We start from the raw sequence: 20,625 nt of genomic DNA, 5'->3' as shown, positions 1-20,625 counted from the left end.
GGAACCGCCACCTTTCGGAGTTTGTAGGGGTACAAACATTTTACCGAGGTTGCGGTTCTTTTTCTACCTTTTATTGGTTATTCAACACGCGTGAATAAAAAATTATAAAAGGCGAATGATGCGTCAAGAAAGATGATGCGTCATTCGCTTTTTTTGTGCTGAGCAATCAATTTTGAGGGCGATTCTTGGTCATCATCACAAAATGAACGAAATGGCATTGTAGCTTGGAAGACGGTAATGATATAAAAAGTTACACGGAAACCAACCGGAGATCCGAAACGATTGCAAACGGGGGAGCGCTCATGACATTTGTGAAATCTTTATTTTTTCAGATCATTGCAGCAGTAATAATCGGTATTGGAGTAGGTGTTCTGTGGCCCGATCTGGGAAGTCTTTTGCAACCCTTGGGTACAGGCTTTATCAAATTAATCAAGATGCTGATTGCACCGTTAATTTTTATGGTCATCGTTACAGGTATCGCCAAAATGGGCGATCTGAAGTCTGTTGGTCGAATCGGGCTTAAAGCGATTCTATGGTTCGAGCTTGCCACAACGGTTGCACTTGTGCTTGGTTTATGCACAGCCAATCTGCTTCGTCCGGGGGCGGGAATGAATGTAGATCCTGCCAGCATTGACGCCAGCGGAATTGAAGCCAAAACGAAGGGGTCCGAGCTTCCGCACACGGTTGATTTTATAATGAACATTATTCCAACAAGTGTCGTGGATGCCTTTGCTCAGAATGCTCTGCTACAAGTGCTGCTTGTTGCCTGTATGTTCGGGGTTGCCTTGGCAGCCACAGAGAGTAAAGCCAAGGAAAATGTATTGAACCTGGTGGAGCAGCTGCTTGGTATCGTGTTCCGGATGATCGGTTACATTATGAAGCTGGCCCCGGTAGGCGCTTTTGGTGCAATGGCCTACACCGTGGGTGCATACGGGGCCTCCACGCTTTCGTCCTTTGGATTGTTAATACTGGCTTGTTACGGTGCCGCCCTGTTGTTCCTGTTGCTGTTAGCGCTGGCTGCCTGGTGGATTACGGGGCTGAACTTTATGCAGTTTGTCCGGTACACTCGTTCGGAAGTGATGCTTGCGATTGGAACAGGCTCTTCGGAAGTTGTGATGCCGCGTATGATGGACAAGCTGACGAAGGCGGGGTGTGACCGTGCAGTGGTTGGACTGGTGGTGCCTACGGGATACTCATTTAATCTGGATGGGGCTTCCATCTATCTATCGTTAGCGACGGTTTTTGTTGCTCAGGCTGTCGGTATTGATCTGACCTTGGGTCAGGAGATCACCATTCTGCTGGTGCTGATGCTGAGTTCCAAAGGCATGGCGGGTGTTCCCGGTTCAGCGTTTCTTGCTCTGTCCGCTACGGCAGCAGCAGTGAATGCTTTCCCGGTTGCTGCAGTGGCTCTGCTGCTTGGAGCAGACCGCTTTATGGATACGATGCGTGTTTTCACGAACCTGATGGGCAACTGTGTAGCAACATTTGTAGTTGCGAGATGGGAAGGACTGCTGGATCAGAAGCGCATGCGTGCTGTGCTCTCCGGCGAGATTAGCGCCGCTGAGCTGGAAGCAGAAGAAAAGGCTGCACGATCTGCTTTAAAGCTGAATCTTCGAGAGAAGCAGAGCCAATCTCTGGCGGCACCCGAGGTGCTGAACCCATAAAATAAAGAATGGATATTTTCAACCGTCTGAATAACCGGCATTAACCCGGGGAAACAGGCGGTTTTTTTGCGATGTAATACACATATCATGGAGTTTGCGAAACGATTTCCCGAAAAAAATGTTACAGCCAAAACATTAATGGGGAATGAGTAGAAGAGAAGAAGAACAACCATATTTACGATTCAACTTGTATATACATGTTTAGTTATGTAATATAGATGATGAAAATAGCCGAGGAGTCAGGTTAGAGCAATACAACATATTGGAGGCGTTAACATGAGTTCGAAGAATACAGAGCCATCATCGTGGTGGAAGCGGTCTACGGTGTATCAGGTGTATCCGAAGAGCTTCAACGATACAACAGGATCAGGGACTGGCGACATTCGCGGTTTGACCGAGAAGCTGGATTATTTGCAGCATCTGGGGATTGACATTGTCTGGCTTCAGCCAGTCTATGTATCTCCGCAGCGGGATAACGGATATGACGTTGCGGACTACTATCGAATTAATCCGGACTATGGCACGATGGAGGATTTCGATGAATTGCTCGCAGCATTAAAGGCACGTGATATGAAGCTGATGATTGATATCGTGGTGAATCATTCCTCTACAGATCATGAATGGTTTAAGCAGTCACGGTCATCCAGAGACAATGCTTATCGGGATTATTACATTTGGAGAGACCCTGCACCGGGTGGTGGTGTACCGAACAACTGGCAATCCAAATTTGGCGGTCCAGCCTGGCAGTATGATGAGCAGACCGGACAGTATTTTCTGACCTTGTTCGATCAAACCCAGGCTGACCTGAACTGGGAAAATGAAGAGGTTCGCCGGGCTGTGCGCGATATGATCAAATTCTGGGCGGAAAAAGGAGTAGATGGCTTCCGAATGGATGTCATCAACCTGATCTCCAAAGACCAGCGTTTCCCTGATGACGATGGAAGCGTGCCGCCAGGGGATGGTCGCAAGTTCTATACGGATGGACCGCGTGTTCACGAATATATTACGGAAATGTACGATGATGTGTTTGGGCCGTACAACATGGTGACCGTAGGGGAGATGTCTTCAACGACGCTGGAGCACTGTATACGTTATTCCAACCCGGCTTCAAGAGAATTTTCGATGACCTTTAACTTCCATCATCTCAAGGTGGATTATCCGAACGGGCAGAAATGGGAGCTGATGCCTTACGATTTCGAGGCGATGAAGCAGCTGTTCAGTGAATGGCAGACAGGCATGCAGGCGGGTGGTGGCTGGAACGCTTTATTTTTGAACAATCATGATCAGCCACGTGCGTTGTCCCGATTCGCAGATGATGGGGAATACCGTGCAGAGAGTGCCAAAATGCTGGCAACAACGCTGCATGGTCTGCAAGGTACGCCATATGTCTACCAGGGTGAAGAGATTGGTATGCCCAACCCGGTCTGGAAGGATATTGGCGAGTTCCGCGATGTTGAATCCACGAACATGATTCGTTTGCTTCAGGAAGAGCGGGGTAAATCAGCCGAAGAAGCTTTTCAGATCGTGAAGGAGCGATCCCGGGATAATTCGCGGACGCCGATGCAATGGGATAATAGCGCTAATGCCGGTTTCACAACAGGCACACCATGGCTCAAGGTGGATGAGAGATATCCATTCATTAACGTGAAGGATCAGATGGCTGACCCGAATTCCGTTTATCATCACTACCGAAAGCTGATTGCACTGCGCAAAGAGGTTGATGTTCTGACGGATGGACTGTACGAACGTCTGGATGATGCTCACCCGGAGGTATTTGCTTACGCCCGTACAAACGGCAAAGAAACGTTAATTGTTGTCTCGAATTTTCGTAAACAGGATACCGTTTTCCGACTGCCTGATGCTGTCTGGACTGATCATATTGCGGGTAAACGTCCTGAACTGCTTGTCGGAAATACCGAGGCAAAGCCTCAGCTGACCCAGGACATTGCGCTCAGCCCGTATGCCTCTTATATGTGGCTGGTACAGCAGTAAAATGAGCAGCGTCAGCAGCAATACATCCCATTTTATAAAATAGGAAGTGACACTATGGCAATTGATAAAAAACAGGTCGAAGAGATCGTGCGTGCCGTTGGTGGAAAAGAAAACATTGAGGCGGCAACCCATTGTGTAACACGACTTCGGTTTGCTTTGTACGACGAGGATAAGGTAGATACAGAACTGCTTGATCAGAATGAACTGGTCAAAGGGCAGTTCTCTTCCCAAGGTCAATTTCAGGTCGTTATCGGCCCAGGACTCGTGGATAAAGTATATGATGAGATGATTCAGATTACGGGCGGTGAGCGTTCCTCCAAGGATGAAGTGAAGGCGGCTGCTGGCAAAAAGCAAAATCCGCTGCAACGTGCAATCAAAACGCTTTCGGATATTTTCATTCCGATCCTGCCAGCCATTATCACCGCGGGTCTGCTGCTTGGAATCAACAACATTTTGACAGGCCCGGGCATATTCTTTGATGGCAAATCTCTGGTGGATGTGTATCCGGCCTGGAAAGACTTTGCCTCCATGATTAACACGATTGCAAGCACAGCCTTTACGTTCCTGCCAGCTCTGATCGGCTGGTCAGCCGTGACAAGGTTCGGCGGCAGTCCGCTGCTCGGGATCGTGCTGGGTCTCATCCTGGTTCATCCTGATCTGCTGAGTGCTTACGGCTACGCTAATGCGGTGAACGAAGGTACGGTTCCGACCTGGAATCTGTTTGGCTGGGAGATTGAGAAGATCGGTTATCAGGGTCAGGTGCTGCCTGTGCTGGTATCGGCCTATCTGCTGGCCAAGCTGGAGATTTTCCTGAACAAAAGGGTGCATGATTCGATCAAACTGCTGGTTGTCGCACCCGTGACTTTGCTGGTTACCGGATTTTTGGCCTTTACGATTATCGGCCCGGTTACGTTTGCCATTGCAAACGCGATCACATCTGGCCTGATTTACATCTATGATTCGTATGCTGCGCTCGGTGGTCTGATCTATGGTGGTCTGTACGCACTGCTTGTTATTACAGGCATGCACCATACGTTTCTTGCCGTCGATGTGCAGCTGATTGGCAGTCAGGGCGGTACATTCCTGTGGCCGATGCTGGCTTTGTCCAATATCGCACAAGGCTCGGCAGCGCTTGCGATGATGCTGGTGCTGCGTGAGAAAAAAATGAGAGGGCTTGCGGCAACCTCTTCCGTATCCGCTTTCCTGGGGGTTACGGAGCCAGCGATCTTTGGTGTGAATATTCGTTATCGCTATCCGTTTATCTTTGGTATGGTCGGTTCGGCAATCGGCGGGGTACTGCTTACGATGAACAATGTTCAGGCCACATCGATCGGTGTAGGGGGTGTGCCTGGTTTCCTGTCCATTTTCCCGGATAAATGGGGTGTCTTCTTCATCGGCATGGCGATTGTTCTGATCGTACCATTCCTGCTGACAGTTGTTTTTGGACGGGCGAAGCTGAGAAAAGAAGACCGACTTGCTACGAACGGAGAACCTGCCGAAGTACAAGGAAAGAACGCTGCGTCTACAGAGACAGCAGCTGGAACAGAGACGGCTGAGCGCACTCGCATGACTGCGCGAGCAGGGCATGAACCCGTGAACACACTTGAAATCATCGCGCCTTTGACAGGTAGAGTCGTACCGCTTGCAGAGGTCCCTGATCCGGCATTTGCCGAGAAACAGATGGGCGAGGGAATAGCGATTGAACCTTCGGGTAATCAGGTGGTTGCACCGTTTGATGCGCAGGTGGCTCATGTCATCAAAAGTAAACATGCGGTTATTCTGGAGCATGCCAGCGGACTGCAGATTTTGATTCATGTTGGCATTAATACCGTATCTCTAAAAGGTGAAGGCTTTATTATGCATGTGGAGACGGGCGATCGCGTGAGAGCAGGGCAGAAGCTGCTTGAATTTGATCGTAAAGTTATTGAAGATGCGGGATATCCACTCATTACCCCTGTGATTATTCCAGACGGTCAGGATATGGTGGAACGGGTTGAGACTTTGACAGGGGATGTCACTTCCGGTCAGAGTGATGTATTGAAGGTGCATTTGAAAGGGTAAGCATTATCTAGTTTCAATCGACAGGAAAAGGAAAAGGAAAAGGAAAAGGAAAAGGAACTGTGATCATTCGCAGTTCCTTTTGTTGATTGAGTGTTATTTTCCAAAGATATCATGATAAAATAGTTATATCTTCAATTAAATTCAATTTTAAATAGTGTTCCTAGTCGATCGATAAGGAGGAAAGCCATGACTCGGGTAGCGGTGATGGTCATTCATGGACTGGGTATGCAAAAAGAGAATTATGCCGACAAGCTGATCACTTGTTTGAGCAAACAAATGGATCGGGTTATGGTTCAGCCAGGCGCTGCCGAACAGCTGCTGGATATTGAACCCGTCTTCTGGGCCGACGTGTTCGAGGAACGGGAAGAGGCTTTGTTTCAACAGCTGGTTCGCTCGCCGGGACTGAACTATCAGGCTTTGCGCCGCTTTGTAATTCACTATCTCGCAGATGCCGTGGCGTATCAGCCTGTGGAGAAGCAGGGACATAATTATGATGCGGTCCATCGAACGCTGAGCCGGGCCATGCATGCACTCGCACAGCGGAACGGACCGGAAGCCCCGCTCTGTGTAATTGCTCATAGTCTGGGGGCGGTGATTGCGAGTAATTTTTTCTACGATTTGCAGTATCCGTCATCCAGCCGCATTCCTGAAATCATGGATGTAAATGCCGCGTTGGAGCGGGGAGATACGCTCACTAATTTTTATACATTTGGCACGACGCTGCCCTTATGGAGCCTGCGTTATGATAATTTTAGCAGGCCGATTCAAGTACCCTCCTCACAAGCCGCGCAGCACTTTCCCGGGCTTGAGGGCGAATGGATCAATTTCTATGAACGAAATGATATTTTAGGTTATCCGCTGCGTCCTATTGACCCGGCTTATGCAGCTGCGGTGAAGGAGGATATTGAGATTCGGGTGGGCGGGCCAGCGACGAGCTGGAATCCGCTAAGTCATGGCGGGTATTTTGCCAGTGAGCGTATGAATCTGAGAATTGCACAAGGACTGGCACGAACATGGACTTGGGTGAACCGTTGAGCGAAGGATATAAAATAGAAGGAGGAAACATCATGGAATGCAGGGCTGGCTGTGCCGCATGTTGTATTGCTATTTCCATCTCATCACCGATCCCTGGTATGCCTGAAGGCAAACCGGCCGGGGCGCGGTGTGTACAGCTGACGGAGGATAATCGCTGCCGTATATTCGGACAGCCGGATCGCCCTGCTGTATGCAGCGGATTGCAGGCCGAGGAAGAGATGTGCGGCAGCACAAATCAGGAGGCCTTTACTATTTTGACACAACTGGAGCGTCAAACTACACCAGGAAAAGTGCATTAACTTGTTTTAGGGTAAAAGGATAATTATACTTAATATGGAATGTTAATATTTAAGAGGGGAGACGTGAATGTGGACTGGCTTAAACGCCTGATTAAAGTTGTTGGCAGCATGTTAAGTGATCTATGGCTGGGCTCTTATCGCCGTAATTCGGATCACTATGATGAACAGGCTCCGGATTCAGCGCATCGATCCAAATATTACACATTTGTCGTTCTGGCAGCAGTCGTGACGGTGGGCATCGTTATTTTGATCTATAATCCTAAATATTGGTAGTGCCAATGAGTAGAGTAGAAGCAAATCTAAACATGATACAAAAATAAACATATAAGCAATAGCAAAGAGTATCCCACCCATGCCAGAACAGTGAGGATACCCTTTTTCGTTTGCCCTGCTATGAAGCCTGGCTGTCAAGCGCAGCTGCGGATGGTCGAGGTTCCTTAAACATGAAGAAATACATCAAGGAGGAGATGACGTAAAGGCTCCCGGTAATACTGAAGGTGACCGCATATCCCCAGTATGTTCCGTATGTGGTCACCAGATAAGACTGTACTGGCCCCATCGTGGCCCAGCCGATCATAAATGAAGTCTGCATCATAGAGTTGGCTATTCCGCGGCGTTTGTCCGAGACCCGATCGACCAGAATCGCGGATTGAATCGGATTGGCTGCGTTCATCAGTGCCTGCCGGAACAAAAAGCTGACAGAGGCAACGAGAAGCAGGTTTGTAAACCCGGTTAACAGCAGGAAGGGCAGAGATAAAACCTGAAAAATAACGACAGCCCGTACACTGCCAACTTTTGCAGCCAAGGTCGGTCCAATCAGCATGGAAACAATGGTCATAACCTGACCCAGTGCAATGAGAATGCTCATGCCACTTAACGATACCGCGAAACGATTCGTAAAATACAGATTAAGATACGGTACAACCAGTCCAGAGCCGAGCCCAATCAGCAGCTGTGTTATAACAAACTGACCGATGAGCTTGGAATCCCGACTTTTTAAGGCTCGTTCATCACTCGCTGACACCACCGAATGCTTTGCATCTTCTTCTGCCTGAAGTCCGGTATCGGATGGCTGCACCTTGGATCGTAATCGCGCAGAGTCTGTCTGTGCTGACGGCATTTGTTTTTCACTTACAAAAAGCAGTGGAATAAAAGCGGCAAGTGTTGCCGCTCCACCAAGAAACAGTACCGTTTGCAGGCTGGTTACCTTCGCCATTCCGGCCGAATGAAGCAAATCTGCAAGGACCCCGCCGCCCAGGCTGCCGAGCACTTGTGATGCCAGCACCAGAGATGAGTAATAGCTGAACATCTTGAGGCGCTGGCTTTTTTTGATGTTCTCCGCGAGATAAGGGATGGCCAGCACCTGAAAAACGCTGGCAAACAAGCCGGATAACACAGCGAACCAGAGCAGTCCACTCGAAGCGTAATCGAAAGAGCGCCCGATCAGGAATACACCGCTGAACAGCGCTCCGATGATCAACAGCTTCTTGCGGCTGAACTTGTCACCGCTGAAGCCGATAGGAATAAACATCATTGCTGTAGCCAGGGATTGGATGCTGACAATCTGACCATTCATCGTGTCGTCGTAACCCAGTCCCTGAATGTACAGATTGTACAGGACCGAGAACATGCCGTTTCCGATCTGATACAGCAGACTTGCCAGAAAGAAGAGCTGAATATTGCGGGTCCATCCGCTAATTTCAGCCTGTATCTGTCGTAAAGCTTTCAAGTGATTCCCTCCAGTCTGCCTTTTGCAGTGATTCAAGTTTAACAGGAAAGGCAGATTTGCGGAAGAATTGACCACTGTTTATTTTGTCTTAGGAGCATCGGTGACACGTGCCATCACAAATCCATCGTAGCCTTTCATGCCTACCGTTTGCAGGGCTACCGCTTCAAGTCTGGGGTGACTGCCGATATGTTCAAGAAAGGTTCGAACGCCTTGAACCCTTGGGTCCGTGCTTGCAGCATGGATGACTTCTCCGTCCCTGACGATGTTATCTCCGATGATCAGGCTGCCCGGACGTGTCAAGCGTAAAGCCCATCTCAGGTAATCCGGGTTGCTGGGTTTATCGGCATCGATAAAAATCAGATCAAACGGTTCGGGGTAGTCTTCTTTTACATCGGGAAGGGTTGCAAGTGCTGGTCCAGTACGAAGGTCCACTTTATGCATTAATCCGGCTCGGGTCAGATTGGACTCAGCAACCGCTGCATGTTTTGCTTCGGATTCCAGGGTAACGATTCGTCCATGCTCCGGCAGCGCCCTGGCCATCCAGATGGTGCTGTATCCGCCTAATGTGCCAATCTCCAGAACCCGGGAAGCACCCTGGATTTGCAGCAGCAATTGAAGAAATTTACCTTGATTTGGCGTGACATCATATGAGGGTAATCCTGCCTCAGCGTTGGCCTGCAATGCATCCTCCAGAGCTTTATCGTCCGGGATAAGCAGTTCATTCATATACTCATCCACTTGACCCCATATCGTTGACTGAGGGCTGCTGTTGTTGTTCCAATGTTGCATACTCATCAAACATCTTCCTTTCCACTTGCTGATATTGGATTGCTTATAATTGAACTATAATCGAGATTTTTGTATAAATAAAATATATAATTTGTATTTAAATATATAATTAAGTTATGTGTAGAAAACGATAAAATGGGGTCGCAAAGAATGCCCGGAACGAACATCAGAAATATAAAAAGAGATGAAAGAGGTGAAACCGGATGAATCTGCACGGATTACGCTTGTTTCACGCCATTGTACGTTACGGTGGAGTTACCCGGGCTGCGGAGGAGCTTAACATTAGCCAACCTGCTGTATCTTCACAGGTAAAGCGATTTGAGCGTGAGCTTGGCATTCAGCTGTTTGTATCAGAAGGGCGAAAACTAGTGCTCACAGACGCAGGTACACAATTAATAACGTATGCCGAGCGTTTATTTATGCTGGAACAGGAAGTGGAGCATTTTGTCGAGGACATGATCCAGGGCAGGAAAGGTTTGATTCGTCTGTCGGCGACGTACCTGCCCTCCAATTTTTTGCTGCCAAGCTGGATTGCCCGCTTCAAGCAGGCACATGAAGATGTGGAAATTATCGTGAGCACAAGCAACACACAGATGGCATTTGATCAGCTGCTGCGATACGAGGCAGAGATTGCAATCTATGGGGGGAGTGGGGTCAGCAATCCAGGGGTACATTGGGATAAGCTGTTTGAAGATGAAATGTGGTTTGTGGTGCATCCGGATCATGCTTATGCGGGACAAACGATTCCGCTGCATCAGATGGTGGCCGAGCCATTTATTATGCGTGAGCAGGGCAGTGCAACCCGCGAAAGGTTAGCTGCACTGTGCACCAACAATAACCTGCCGTCCCCGCGGATTGCGCTTCAATTCGACGGGTTGAATGAAACGATCAGCGCAGTGAAGGCAGGTTATGGTGCGAATTTCATCTCGTCTCTTGTTGTGAGAGAAGATGTACAGCAAGGCAGGCTTGCTCGGGTGTTCGTTGATGACGTGCAGCTTCAGAATACGATAGCCATCTGTACACGGGCAGGAGAGAAGCTGTCACCTGCCGCAAGTCAGCTTGTGCAGTGGATCAGACAGGAGTCACTTGTGATGCAGCAGGAATGAACGTTCAGTGCACTGCTTGCCTGCTTCATTCACGCGTCATCTTAACGGTAACAGCCTTTAGTGCTTATCTGCATCGCTCTCCAAGTGCTCCCCCTTGCCCCAGGCAGCGATGTGTGCTTGAAGTGTTACTCCGGCAACGACAAGTACCGGAATCCAGACAGCTACCATTGGAATATAATGGAAAAGGAGTGCAGCTAGAATGACACCGCCCAGGTAGATCACAACCGCACCTGCACGCAGATACGAGTCCGCTGATAACGATCTGGCTAATGAGCGAACATTGACGTGTCTAATCCGGTGAAAAATGCTTACAGCATCTTCAACAACTGCGGCCAGATTGTTGGTAAGTACAGTGGTGGAGATGCCTGCAATGCCGATCCGTCTCGCTGCTGTAGTCTGCATGCCCATTGCAATCGCCAGAAGCACAATTAAAAGAGTTGAGAATTGTCCGGCGAGCGGGCTAATCATGAGAATAGCAAACAGCAGAAGCAACATACTCTCGACGGTTAGAACGGCTGTGACTCGCGGTGACCAGCCATTCTTCGTTTTGACATGTCCAATCATATGGGCCGCGATGGCGTTACCCGCGATGAATCCGAGGAGCGCTAGCAGTGAGCGCAATACGACAAACTCCTGAGCGCGGGCAATCGCAATGCCAAGCAGTACAATATTTCCTGTCATATTGGCTGTAAGTACGTGTCCCAGTCCAAGATATCCAATGACGTCCGCCATACCGGCAGACATACAGAGCAGCAGGATGGCGTATTTCTGGAGAAGATTTTGTTTCATCGTGTTCCGTCCTTTCAGGTAAACAATAACACCTTATAGTATACAGTGATGTTACTGCCTTCATCAAAATGCAATTCTAATGCGCAGGCAGTTGCATGACCATAAATTCGTTTATTCGGGTGAGATGATTTATAATGGTATAGACGACATGTGAGAAGAAAGGAAGAAACTGATGATGAATGCACCACATCCGATTGACCAGTTCAAGAAATTCAAATACGAAATTACCAGATTTATGATGATCTATAAATTTGCACTGGATCAGATGGAAACCAAAATCGAAGTGCTCAAAGAGGAATTTCAATCACTGCATGACTACAGTCCGATTGAACATACGAAGTCGAGATTGAAGTCTCCCGAGAGCATCATGAATAAAATGTTTCGTAAGAACCATGAGCTGACATTTGAAAGCATCAAGCAAAATATTAAAGATATTGCCGGTGTGCGGATTACATGTTCTTTTATTTCCGACATCTACAGAATCAAGGATATGCTGTGCAATCAGAGTGATCTGCGTGTGCTGGAGGTAAAGGATTACATTCAAAATCCCAAGCCGAACGGTTATCAGAGCTTGCATCTGCTTGTCGAAGTCCCGGTATACATGTCTAATGGCGAGGAACGCGCATGCGTGGAGATTCAGATTCGTACCATTGCGATGGACTTCTGGGCAAGCCTTGAGCACAAAATTTTCTACAAGTACAACAAGGATGTGCCGGAGCATTTAACAAGAGAACTGAAAAATGCAGCCGATTCGGCCAATGCGCTGGATCATCAGATGGAACGTTTGCACCGCGAGATCCAGGAGATCAAAGACGCCGAGAACGAGCGGGATGAAGAAGAGCTGCGGCGTATTATTATCAATAATCAACAATTTACATTGCCAAACAATCTGCTCCGTTTGCTAGGAGATGGAGAGAACTAACAATACGAAAATCGCAGAATAACTCAACTCGAAGGAAAAGGAATTGTTTATAGAATGAAAAAGGATTCAGCTTTATTACAGACTCATGCTGCGTCGCAGCGTATGAAAATGGCATTAATTCTGGGGACACTCTCCGCGTTCGGACCGCTATCTCTCGATATGTATCTGCCGGCCCTGCCAACCCTTGCGGACGAATTTGGCTCGTCTGCTTCTTATGCTCAGCTCAGTTTAACGGCCTGTATGATCGGGCTTGCGCTTGGACAGCTGCTTGCTGGACCGTTAAGTGATGTAAGAGGACGCAGAACACCGCTTATCGCCGGCCTAGTGTTATATACACTTGCATCTGTATTATGCCTTGTCAGTCCAACGATGGGTTCATTTGTTGTGCTGCGATTTATTCAGGGAGTGGCCGGGGCTGCTGGCCTCGTTATCTCCCGTGCGGTGGTCAGGGATATGTATGAAGGACCTGAACTGACTCGTTTTTTTTCTCTGCTCATGCTTATTAACGGGGTAGCACCGATCGCAGCGCCGATTATTGGAGGTCAAGTGCTGGCTTACGCCTCATGGCGTGCTGTATTTATTTTACTCAGTCTGATCGGTGTACTGGCGCTTCTGGCGGTGATCTTTGGTTTGGGCGAGACCCTGCCTGTTCATCGAAGATCCAGTGGGGGGCTCAAGCAAACGCTGCTGACGTTTGGCAAACTCATCAGAGATCGCCGTTTTATGGGGTACGCACTTACGCAAGGCTTTGCCGCAGCAGGCATGTTTGCTTACATATCGGGTTCACCGTTTGTTTTACAGAAAGTATATGATGTGTCACCGCAAATGTTCAGCGTATGCTTTGCTGTGAATGGACTAGGTATTATTGTTGCCAGTCAGATTGCAGGAAGGCTTGCAGGTAAAGTATCGGAAACACGCTTGTTAATTGCAGGTCTGATTATTGCAGCCGTTGGAGGAACATCCTTGCTTCTCTCGATCCTGTCAGGAGGCGGACTGCTTACGGTACTGATTCCGTTATTCCTGGTCGTCTCTAGTGTCGGGGTGATTAATACAGCATCGTTTGCGCTTGCTATGGGGAATCAGTCCACTTCGGCAGGAAGTGCATCAGCACTGATCGGCGTCATGACCTTTTTGTTTGGTGGCATCGTGGCTCCACTTGTCGGTCTTGGAGGGGAACATACGGCTGTGCCGATGGGCATTGTGATCGCCTGTGCCGATCTGGGAGCGTTGGGTCTGTACTTCGTTATGATTGGAAAAAGTAAACCTGAGCAGAACACTCCTAATGTAGTGTAATGCCAAGGCTCAATCAGAACCGCCCGCATGGATGCAGCAGCGTCCATGCGGGCGGTTTTTTTATATGCTACCTTTTTAACAAAGAGAAAATAATATTTGCGTATTCAACAAAATGCCCGGAGTCTGGAACGGATAGAAGTAACCAACGACAAAGCCGAACAGGTTCACCGCAGGCCACATTAAATATACATCATTATAGGTAAATACCAGAGACCAGCGGTTATAACAGAAGTTCTGCAGTACACGCTGCTCCTGATCACGAGAGGCGGCTGCGCCAGTTTGGGCAAATTGAACCGCTTGAGTTAGACTCTGAGGCTGCTGCTGGATAAAGAGTGGGAGCAGGCCGGGGCTGCTTTTGATCAGGTTGTATAAAAATAACATCTCCGCTGGCGGCTGACCTACGGGACGAGGATACGCACTCAGCAATGAGGGCAGATTTCCTTGGGCGAGCTGTGCAGGTACGCCACCTGGAGCGGGAACCGGGCCCGGTACCGAGCCAGTTCCCGGAAAATAGGGACCGATGGGTGTTCCGCCCCCGCCGCCTGGAATAAACGGAGGATATGAGCCCGGGCCCCCGGGAATGCCTGGCGGAGTCTGACCACCTGGAAAACTTCCTCCACCGGGAAAGATCGGAGGCAATTGAAATGACCGCTCGTCGGTATAACCGTAGCTGCAATACCCTGCATAAGGGGAATAGCCATAATTCATATCAAGAACATCCTTCCTGTCATCGTATTCTGCCATCAGCATATGGCGGCGTTCGCCCATGTGTGATTGCAGGGTCATGAGGGATGAACTTATGCCATCGTTTTTTTGTTCTTTTGCTCCATATGCATATATAATAACGATGAAGAAGGAAGAAAAAGAAGCACATATTCAACGTACCAGCAGCAGGAAAGGGGATTTACATATGTATTCATTGAACCCGGAAGAGATCACAGCTAAAGATAACTATAAATTGATGAGTGGATCTGTCGTACCGCGTCCAATTGCGTTTGTCACGACGATATCCGATGATAATGGGGTAATTAACGCGGCACCGTTCAGCTTTTTTAATGTGGTCAGCTCTGATCCCCCGCTTTTGTCGATCTCGGTCGGACGCAAAAATGGTATTATGAAAGATACTGCGCGCAACATCATTGCACATCATGAGCTGGTGGTGCATATTTGCGATGAGCATATCATTAATGAAGTGAACGAGACAGCAGCGATTCTGGATCCCCATGAAAGTGAGCTGGAACGCACCAGGCTGACGACGGTTCCAAGCTCAGTTGTCTCTGTACCTGGAATTCAGGAGGCTTTGATTCGTATGGAATGCATGCTCTATCAGCACATTCCAATCTCGAATGATGAAGGTCTGCCTGTGGCCGATCTGCTTCTGGTGCGGATTGTGCAGTATCATTTCAGCGAACAGGTCTACCGAGCGGACAAAGGTTATATTCTGATGGATCATTTGAAGCCGGTCAGCCGGTTGGCGGGTAATGATTATGCCAAGCTTGGTGAGCGATTCACCGTCATTCGGCCTGAGTAGAATAGGACAGGTGACTTATCATAGTAAATAGACGATGCCCCGTGTGCAGTCATGCATATGGGGCTGTTTGTGTTCCGGGACTTCGTCAGAAACATAATTCTGTTTCAGCTGGAATAGACTTGTACTACACAAAGCACATGTCATTCTGTTCATAACGCAGAATCATTTTATTTTGGTTGCAGAGGAGTTGCGGTATGGGATATCGGAGCCTTGCTGCCCTCATCAGCCGATATCCACGGTTGATTATTCTCGGATGGGTGTTTGTCATCGGGATGTCAGCCATCTGGGCTTGGAAGCTGCCTTATATTGTTCAGGATCATGGATTAAAGCTGGTTCAGGGGCAAGCGCAAGCCGTAGAGCAGATCATGGAGCAGGAGTTTGATTCGCCGCCTGATCCGGTTGTGCTGTTGTTTCATAAACATCCGGATACCTTGGTCAAGGTGTTCAGGGAGTGGCTTACAGAATCTCTTGCCGCTGTCCGCACCTTGCCAGCCATATCCGCGGTGATCTCTCCCCTGGATGCTCGTACCCAAGGCAGAATGCTGCATGAAGATCAGGCTTATGCACTGCTTCATATGAATGTTGAACCGCATCGAATAGGGGATGTATTGAAGCAATTGCGTGAGCTTATTAGATCGGACGAGCCGGGGCGTAAGCCGGGAACCATTCAACTGACTGGCAAGCATGTCGTGCAGCAGGATGTGAACCGTCTCAGCTTTCGGGATTTGGAACGGGCCGAGATGGTCGGGCTGCCGATCGCTTTAATCGTTCTCTGTGCTGCATTCAGGGGGCTGTATGCGGCATGTATTGCCGTTATGATGGGCATCAGTGCAGTCATTGCAGCGATGGGCATAACGTCTCTTCTTGGTTATCATCTGGAGCTGTCCAATTTCATTATTAACGTGATTCCAATGGTCGGAATGGCGCTTAGCATTGATTTTGCGCTTATTATTTTGAGCAGGTACAGGGAAGAATTGCAGCGCGTTTATGCAAGAGAAGGTCATTTTCATATAAGGAGCGACAGCGCGATTCAGCGCGAGCTGCTGCAGCAAACCTTGCGCACAGCCGGACGTGCCGTATTGTTCTCCGCTGCCTGTGTATTACTCGGTTTGCTGGGTTTGCTCTGGATCAGACTGCCCATGTTTCTAAGTGTATCACTTGGAGCCATCATCGTACTTATCCTGTCCTTGCTGTTAAATGTGACCCTGCTGCCTGCCATTCTTTCACTGAATGCAAATCGGATTTTCAGAAGCTTTTTATTAAAAAACAGCAGTACACACGCATCAGCAGCGGAGGCGGGGCTTGAAGGCAGCTTCTGGCATCGCTGGTCAGCGATGGTCATGAAATACCCCGTATGGATGGGGCTCGCAGGCACTATGCTTTTATTATGGTGTGTATTTCCGGTCACACGGATGGAGTTAGCAGTCCCTGATGCCTCTTCATTACCTGCCACAATGGAGTCACGTCAGGCAGCGGAGCAGGTACAGCACAATTTTGGTCAGGCACGGATGTCGGTCATCGATATCGTAATAGGTGAAAAAGGACAACCGTTAACAGCTTCTCATGTCAAACAGGCTGCGATCAAATTACATGAACTGCAGCAGGACTCAAGGGTAACACCTGTTCAAGCCCTGTGGAATATTTCGATTTCGGGTTCCTTTATGCAACTGACGATTGCTGTACAAGGTGAGCCAGGTTCAGACATGATCAAAGACTGGCTCAGGCAGGCGAGAGCGGCTGATGTGGCAGCCGGATCGCAAGGTATTCCGATTCGTTACGGCGGTGAGGCGGTTTATCAGGAGGAGATTATGCAGGAGGTTTTTCAGCGGCTGCCGAAAGTGCTTGTATTTGTAATCGTAAGTAATTATCTGGTGCTGCTTCTGGCCTTTCGTTCACTGCTCATTCCGTTAAAAGCAATTCTCATGAACCTGCTTAGTCTGGCTGCTGCATTCGGTATACTGGTGTGGGTATTTAATGATGGGCATCTCGGGATGCAGCCTTCTGCAGTTGCCATTATGATTCCGGTATTTATCGCAGGACTGGTATTTGGTATCTCTATGGATTACGGTGTTTTTATGCTAAGCCGTATTCAGGAGGTTTATAGACAGACGGGGGAGAGCGATCTGGCTGTTCAGCAGGGGCTGGCTTCTACAGGGCGTTTAATTACATCAGCCGCAGGCATTCTGCTGGCTGTAACGGTTCCGTTTGCTTTTGCTGAAGTGGAAGGGGTGAGGCAGCTGGGCATCGGCATCACGGCAGCCGTGTTTATTGATGTGACGCTGATCCGTCTGGTGCTTGTTCCGTCTTTGATGAAATTGATGGGGAGATGGAACTGGTGGCTGCCTGGTCGGATCGAAGCGCATCGGAAGTAATAATCAGATTACGAGGATATTCCTGAAACCTGAGCAGAGGTCTGGAATATCCTTTTTTTATGAAAAATGGTTTAACAGAAAAATAGTGATGTTTATTACATGAAATATACATGGGATTGTACTATTATTTGGGTGTTGTACCGTTTAGGAGGGAGGGTGTCTGCAATGATTGAGATACGCAATCTAAATCTGAGTCTGCAAGGCAATATCATTCTTGAAAATATTAATCTGGCGATTCACCCGGCACAAGTCTGCGCTTTAATCGGAGAGAACGGGGCAGGCAAAACTTCGACAATTCGCTGCATTGCCGGTCTCTATCCACCAACCACAGGGGCTTGTATGATCTTTGGGGAGCCGGCCTATAACATGAGTCAGAAGAACAGGAATCGCATTGGTATGGTTTTCGACGAGGGCGGGCTGTATGGTGAAATGTCGGCATGGGAGAATGTTCAATTTTTTGCACGTCTCCGAGGCGTAGACAAGGAGAGAATTCGAGAGCGGTACAACAGGCTTGTTCAACAATTTGGGTTGAGAACTTCGTTGAAGGTGGAGCGTTTTTCCAAAGGCATGAAACAAAAACTTATGATTATCCGTGAATTAGTGCACCAGCCCGAGCTCCTTATTCTGGACGAGCCCTTTAACGGCCTTGATCCGGACTCCAAAATTTTTTTGCGGGACAAACTTCGTGAACTCTGTTCTGAGCAGGGAACCTCGATACTCATCAGTTCTCACGAATTATTTGATCTAGAGAAAATTGCGGATCAGGTCATCATGATTCATCAAGGTCAGATAGCAGCTAATCATGCAATACAAGAGATAACGGAGACGGATGAGCGCTACATCGTAATCTGCAGTAATCCAGAGCATGCTAAGAGTATTTTGAAAAATATGGATGGAATGATGATGTTGAGTCATGCCGGGCAGTCCGTGATATTTGTTGTACAATCGGAAGTTATCAAGCAGCCATTACAGCTTTTGATACAGCATGGTGTTGATGTGCAGGAGTTTTTTAAGGAGAAGAATTCGCTGGAGGATTTTTATAAGGCAACCAAACAGGCTGTTATACGACGTGAAACGGAGCTTTAAACGAATGGTGCTTGGGGAAAGGAGGGACCGTGATTTGTTGTCCTTATTAAGAAAAGATGTACAAACCCTCAATTGGAAAAGGTCATTGACCATGCAGGTGCTGATGCTGGGGATTTTTTTCGTGTTTATTATTGGTCAGCTGGGAGAACTGGAAGCAAGTCTTGGTTTGAATATAGATGGTCTTGTCCCATTACTTCATATATTAAATGAAACACCGGCGTACCGCTTGATGTTCACCCATTCACTGGTGGCGATTGGCTTCCTGTCGTCTGCACTTGTGTTTGCACTGTATGTGGGTGCTCCACATGTACTGCATTTCTTCACGAAGGAAAAAGCTGAAAAAAACCTGGGTTTTCTGCTGGCAGTGGTGTCACGGCCTGATAAAATAATGCTTGCTGTATGGGCATTTGCCCTGATCCGCACTGTAACAATGGCAGTCATTAACGGGGTTACAATCTGGGTTGTATTTACTTTATTAGGGTTTAGGTCGATCTGGTCAGTTGATCTGCTCTCTTCAACGCTAACGATTTTGTTATGTATCGCTGCATTTTTGTATGCGGCTAATGCAGTTGTGTGGGCTACCAATGGCAGTGAGATGGTACTGAAAATGTTCAGAATACTGGTTTTGATAGGCATTGTTGTAGCATTCCCGGCGGTAAACTACACGCGAATAGATCTCAGTTTTATTGACTTCCGTTACGCAGCGTTGAGTCTGGGGATTTTTATCATCACTGTACTCATCTCCAGATTGCTGATAGGAAGCATTAAAGTTGAAAAATTGCTTTAAAGCAATAAAACTAGAGGTAGCGCGGGTGTCTCTTCTGATACTATAATAGACTGAGGTTACCAAATATTTCAAATCAGACGCTGTATTATTCCAGCACACATAGGAGGGACACGCATAATGTCCGAAATCGAAGCTTATCTGCAGCAACAAACCCAATTTCGCGGCCGTTCTGCTTATCATGAAGACCTGTCTTTGGAGTCATGGCGCATGGAGCTGCGTCACCGTGTACAGGAGAGACTGGGAGATTTTCCAGCGGAGGCAGAGGCATTAAATCCTGTACAGCTTGAGCGTGTTACATGTGACGGTTACATCCGTGAACGGGTGGAGATTACAACCTATGCGGGATTGCGAATGCCTGTATATCTTTTGATCCCCGATAATGTAAGCGCTACCCATAAGGGGCTGCCTGCAATTGCAGCATGTCACGGACATGGATATGGAAGCCGCGAAATCTGCGGTATGGAACCTGACGGTTCACCGCGGGCTGGAGATCCCGGATTACACAAGGATTTTGCGGTTGCTCTTGTGAAGCGGGGATATGTCGTTGCAGCGCCGGAGCTGCTAGGATTTGGAGATCGCAGGCTGGAGGAGGATCGTGATGCGCCGCCGGGAGCAAGCTCCTGTACGAAGATTGCGGCCCATCTGCTCATGGCAGGCCAAACAGTTGCCGGTCATCGGGTGTATGAAACAACACGTGTGCTGGATTATTTATCGACTCGGCCCGAAGTAGACTCGCATCGGATCGGGAGCATGGGCATATCCGGCGGGGGATTGGTTACAGCCTTTACAGCCGCCCTAGATGAGCGTTGTCAGGTTGCTGTTGTCAGTGGTTACGCAAGCACGTTCCATGGAAGCATTCTGGATCGCAACCATTGTCTTGACAATTACATCCCCGGGATTTTGCAGGAAGCCGAGCTGCCGGACATCATCGGTTTGATTGCTCCACGCCCTTTATTTCTGGAGATTGGCAGTGAGGATCTGGTTTTTCCGCTTCATTCGGCACGTGAGGCTCATGAACGTTTGAAAAAGATCTATAAACATGCCGGGGCTGAGCAAGCGCTGGATGCGGATTATTTTGACGGTGGACATGAGATTAGCGGTGCCAAAGCCTATGACTGGCTTGACCAGGTATTGTAAGTCGTGTGATGTTCAGCTTGAGCAAGCTCGAAG

Annotated in this window: 18 protein-coding genes; 14 read left to right on the top strand and 4 right to left on the bottom strand. The window is 48.4% G+C overall.

Features of this window, described 5'->3' with window-relative positions:
• The first annotated feature begins 302 nt into the window (after window positions 1–302).
• The 6 genes from dctA (at window position 303) to HNR77_RS27825 (ending at window position 7,324) form a co-directional block, all read left to right on the top strand.
• Complete coding sequence (gene dctA / locus HNR77_RS27850) at window positions 303–1,664, top strand: C4-dicarboxylate transporter DctA (protein ID WP_184191075.1); 1,362 nt, start codon at window positions 303–305, stop codon at window positions 1,662–1,664.
• Between the two features lie 276 nt (window positions 1,665–1,940).
• Window positions 1,941–3,656: an alpha,alpha-phosphotrehalase gene (gene treC, locus HNR77_RS27845; RefSeq protein WP_184191073.1), complete on the top strand. Its 1,716-nt coding sequence runs from the start codon at window positions 1,941–1,943 to the stop codon at window positions 3,654–3,656.
• Window positions 3,657–3,710: 54 nt separating this feature from the next.
• A complete protein-coding gene (treP, locus tag HNR77_RS27840; protein ID WP_184191071.1) occupies window positions 3,711–5,717 on the top strand; it encodes a PTS system trehalose-specific EIIBC component in 2,007 nt (668 codons plus the stop codon).
• Between the two features lie 186 nt (window positions 5,718–5,903).
• Entirely contained in the window at window positions 5,904–6,752 is an 849-nt protein-coding gene (locus HNR77_RS27835; protein WP_184191069.1) for a chemotaxis protein, read from the top strand.
• Window positions 6,753–6,784: 32 nt separating this feature from the next.
• On the top strand, window positions 6,785–7,051 hold the full coding sequence (locus HNR77_RS27830; RefSeq protein ID WP_184191067.1) for a YkgJ family cysteine cluster protein: 267 nt from the start codon (window positions 6,785–6,787) through the stop codon (window positions 7,049–7,051).
• Window positions 7,052–7,120: 69 nt separating this feature from the next.
• Window positions 7,121–7,324 carry a hypothetical protein gene (locus HNR77_RS27825; RefSeq protein ID WP_184191066.1) on the top strand — a complete coding sequence of 68 codons (204 nt, stop codon included), beginning with the start codon at window positions 7,121–7,123 and terminating at the stop codon, window positions 7,322–7,324.
• Window positions 7,325–7,442: 118 nt separating this feature from the next.
• On the opposite strand, the gene HNR77_RS27820 is transcribed toward HNR77_RS27825, so the two are convergent.
• Window positions 7,443–8,780 carry an MFS transporter gene (locus tag HNR77_RS27820; protein ID WP_184191064.1) on the bottom strand — a complete coding sequence of 446 codons (1,338 nt, stop codon included), beginning with the start codon at window positions 8,778–8,780 and terminating at the stop codon, window positions 7,443–7,445.
• Between the two features lie 78 nt (window positions 8,781–8,858).
• Window positions 8,859–9,569, bottom strand: coding sequence for an O-methyltransferase (locus HNR77_RS27815; protein WP_184191083.1), 711 nt, complete (start codon window positions 9,567–9,569; stop codon window positions 8,859–8,861).
• A 203-nt stretch (window positions 9,570–9,772) separates the two neighbouring features.
• On the opposite strand from HNR77_RS27815, the gene HNR77_RS27810 reads away from it, so the two are divergent.
• Window positions 9,773–10,675 carry a LysR family transcriptional regulator gene (locus HNR77_RS27810; RefSeq protein ID WP_184191062.1) on the top strand — a complete coding sequence of 301 codons (903 nt, stop codon included), beginning with the start codon at window positions 9,773–9,775 and terminating at the stop codon, window positions 10,673–10,675.
• Between the two features lie 57 nt (window positions 10,676–10,732).
• Here HNR77_RS27810 and HNR77_RS27805 read toward each other — a convergent pair whose 3' ends face one another.
• On the bottom strand, window positions 10,733–11,464 hold the full coding sequence (locus HNR77_RS27805) for a YoaK family protein (RefSeq protein ID WP_184191060.1): 732 nt from the start codon (window positions 11,462–11,464) through the stop codon (window positions 10,733–10,735).
• Window positions 11,465–11,639: 175 nt separating this feature from the next.
• On the opposite strand from HNR77_RS27805, the gene HNR77_RS27800 reads away from it, so the two are divergent.
• Together HNR77_RS27800 and HNR77_RS27795 are read left to right on the top strand one after the other, a co-directional pair.
• Window positions 11,640–12,386: a GTP pyrophosphokinase gene (locus tag HNR77_RS27800; protein WP_184191058.1), complete on the top strand. Its 747-nt coding sequence runs from the start codon at window positions 11,640–11,642 to the stop codon at window positions 12,384–12,386.
• 54 nt (window positions 12,387–12,440) lie between these two features.
• Window positions 12,441–13,679: a multidrug effflux MFS transporter gene (locus tag HNR77_RS27795; RefSeq protein WP_184191056.1), complete on the top strand. Its 1,239-nt coding sequence runs from the start codon at window positions 12,441–12,443 to the stop codon at window positions 13,677–13,679.
• 75 nt (window positions 13,680–13,754) lie between these two features.
• Here HNR77_RS27795 and HNR77_RS27790 read toward each other — a convergent pair whose 3' ends face one another.
• A complete protein-coding gene (locus HNR77_RS27790) occupies window positions 13,755–14,447 on the bottom strand; it encodes a hypothetical protein (RefSeq protein WP_221444029.1) in 693 nt (230 codons plus the stop codon).
• A 142-nt stretch (window positions 14,448–14,589) separates the two neighbouring features.
• On the opposite strand from HNR77_RS27790, the gene HNR77_RS27785 reads away from it, so the two are divergent.
• The 5 genes from HNR77_RS27785 to HNR77_RS27765 all read left to right on the top strand — a co-directional run bounded on the left by HNR77_RS27785 (window position 14,590) and on the right by HNR77_RS27765 (window position 20,592).
• On the top strand, window positions 14,590–15,210 hold the full coding sequence (locus HNR77_RS27785; RefSeq protein ID WP_184191053.1) for a flavin reductase family protein: 621 nt from the start codon (window positions 14,590–14,592) through the stop codon (window positions 15,208–15,210).
• A gap of 194 nt (window positions 15,211–15,404) precedes the next feature.
• Window positions 15,405–17,582, top strand: coding sequence for an MMPL family transporter (locus HNR77_RS27780; protein WP_184191051.1), 2,178 nt, complete (start codon window positions 15,405–15,407; stop codon window positions 17,580–17,582).
• Window positions 17,583–17,747: 165 nt separating this feature from the next.
• A complete protein-coding gene (locus HNR77_RS27775; RefSeq protein WP_184191049.1) occupies window positions 17,748–18,668 on the top strand; it encodes an ABC transporter ATP-binding protein in 921 nt (306 codons plus the stop codon).
• Between the two features lie 37 nt (window positions 18,669–18,705).
• The gene (locus tag HNR77_RS27770; protein WP_184191047.1) at window positions 18,706–19,455 is read left to right on the top strand and encodes a hypothetical protein; all 750 of its coding nucleotides are present in this window, start codon (window positions 18,706–18,708) and stop codon (window positions 19,453–19,455) included.
• 117 nt (window positions 19,456–19,572) lie between these two features.
• Window positions 19,573–20,592 (top strand): alpha/beta hydrolase family protein, encoded by a 1,020-nt coding sequence (locus tag HNR77_RS27765; protein WP_184191045.1) that lies wholly within the window; start codon window positions 19,573–19,575, stop codon window positions 20,590–20,592.
• Window positions 20,593–20,625 lie beyond the last annotated feature (33 nt).

It is taken from the genome of Paenibacillus sp. JGP012 (genome assembly GCF_014203995.1).
Taxonomy (GTDB): domain Bacteria; phylum Bacillota; class Bacilli; order Paenibacillales; family Paenibacillaceae; genus Paenibacillus; species Paenibacillus silvae.
The sequence above is the reverse complement of the archived record's forward strand: the minus strand, read 5'-3'. Positions and strand labels throughout refer to the sequence as shown.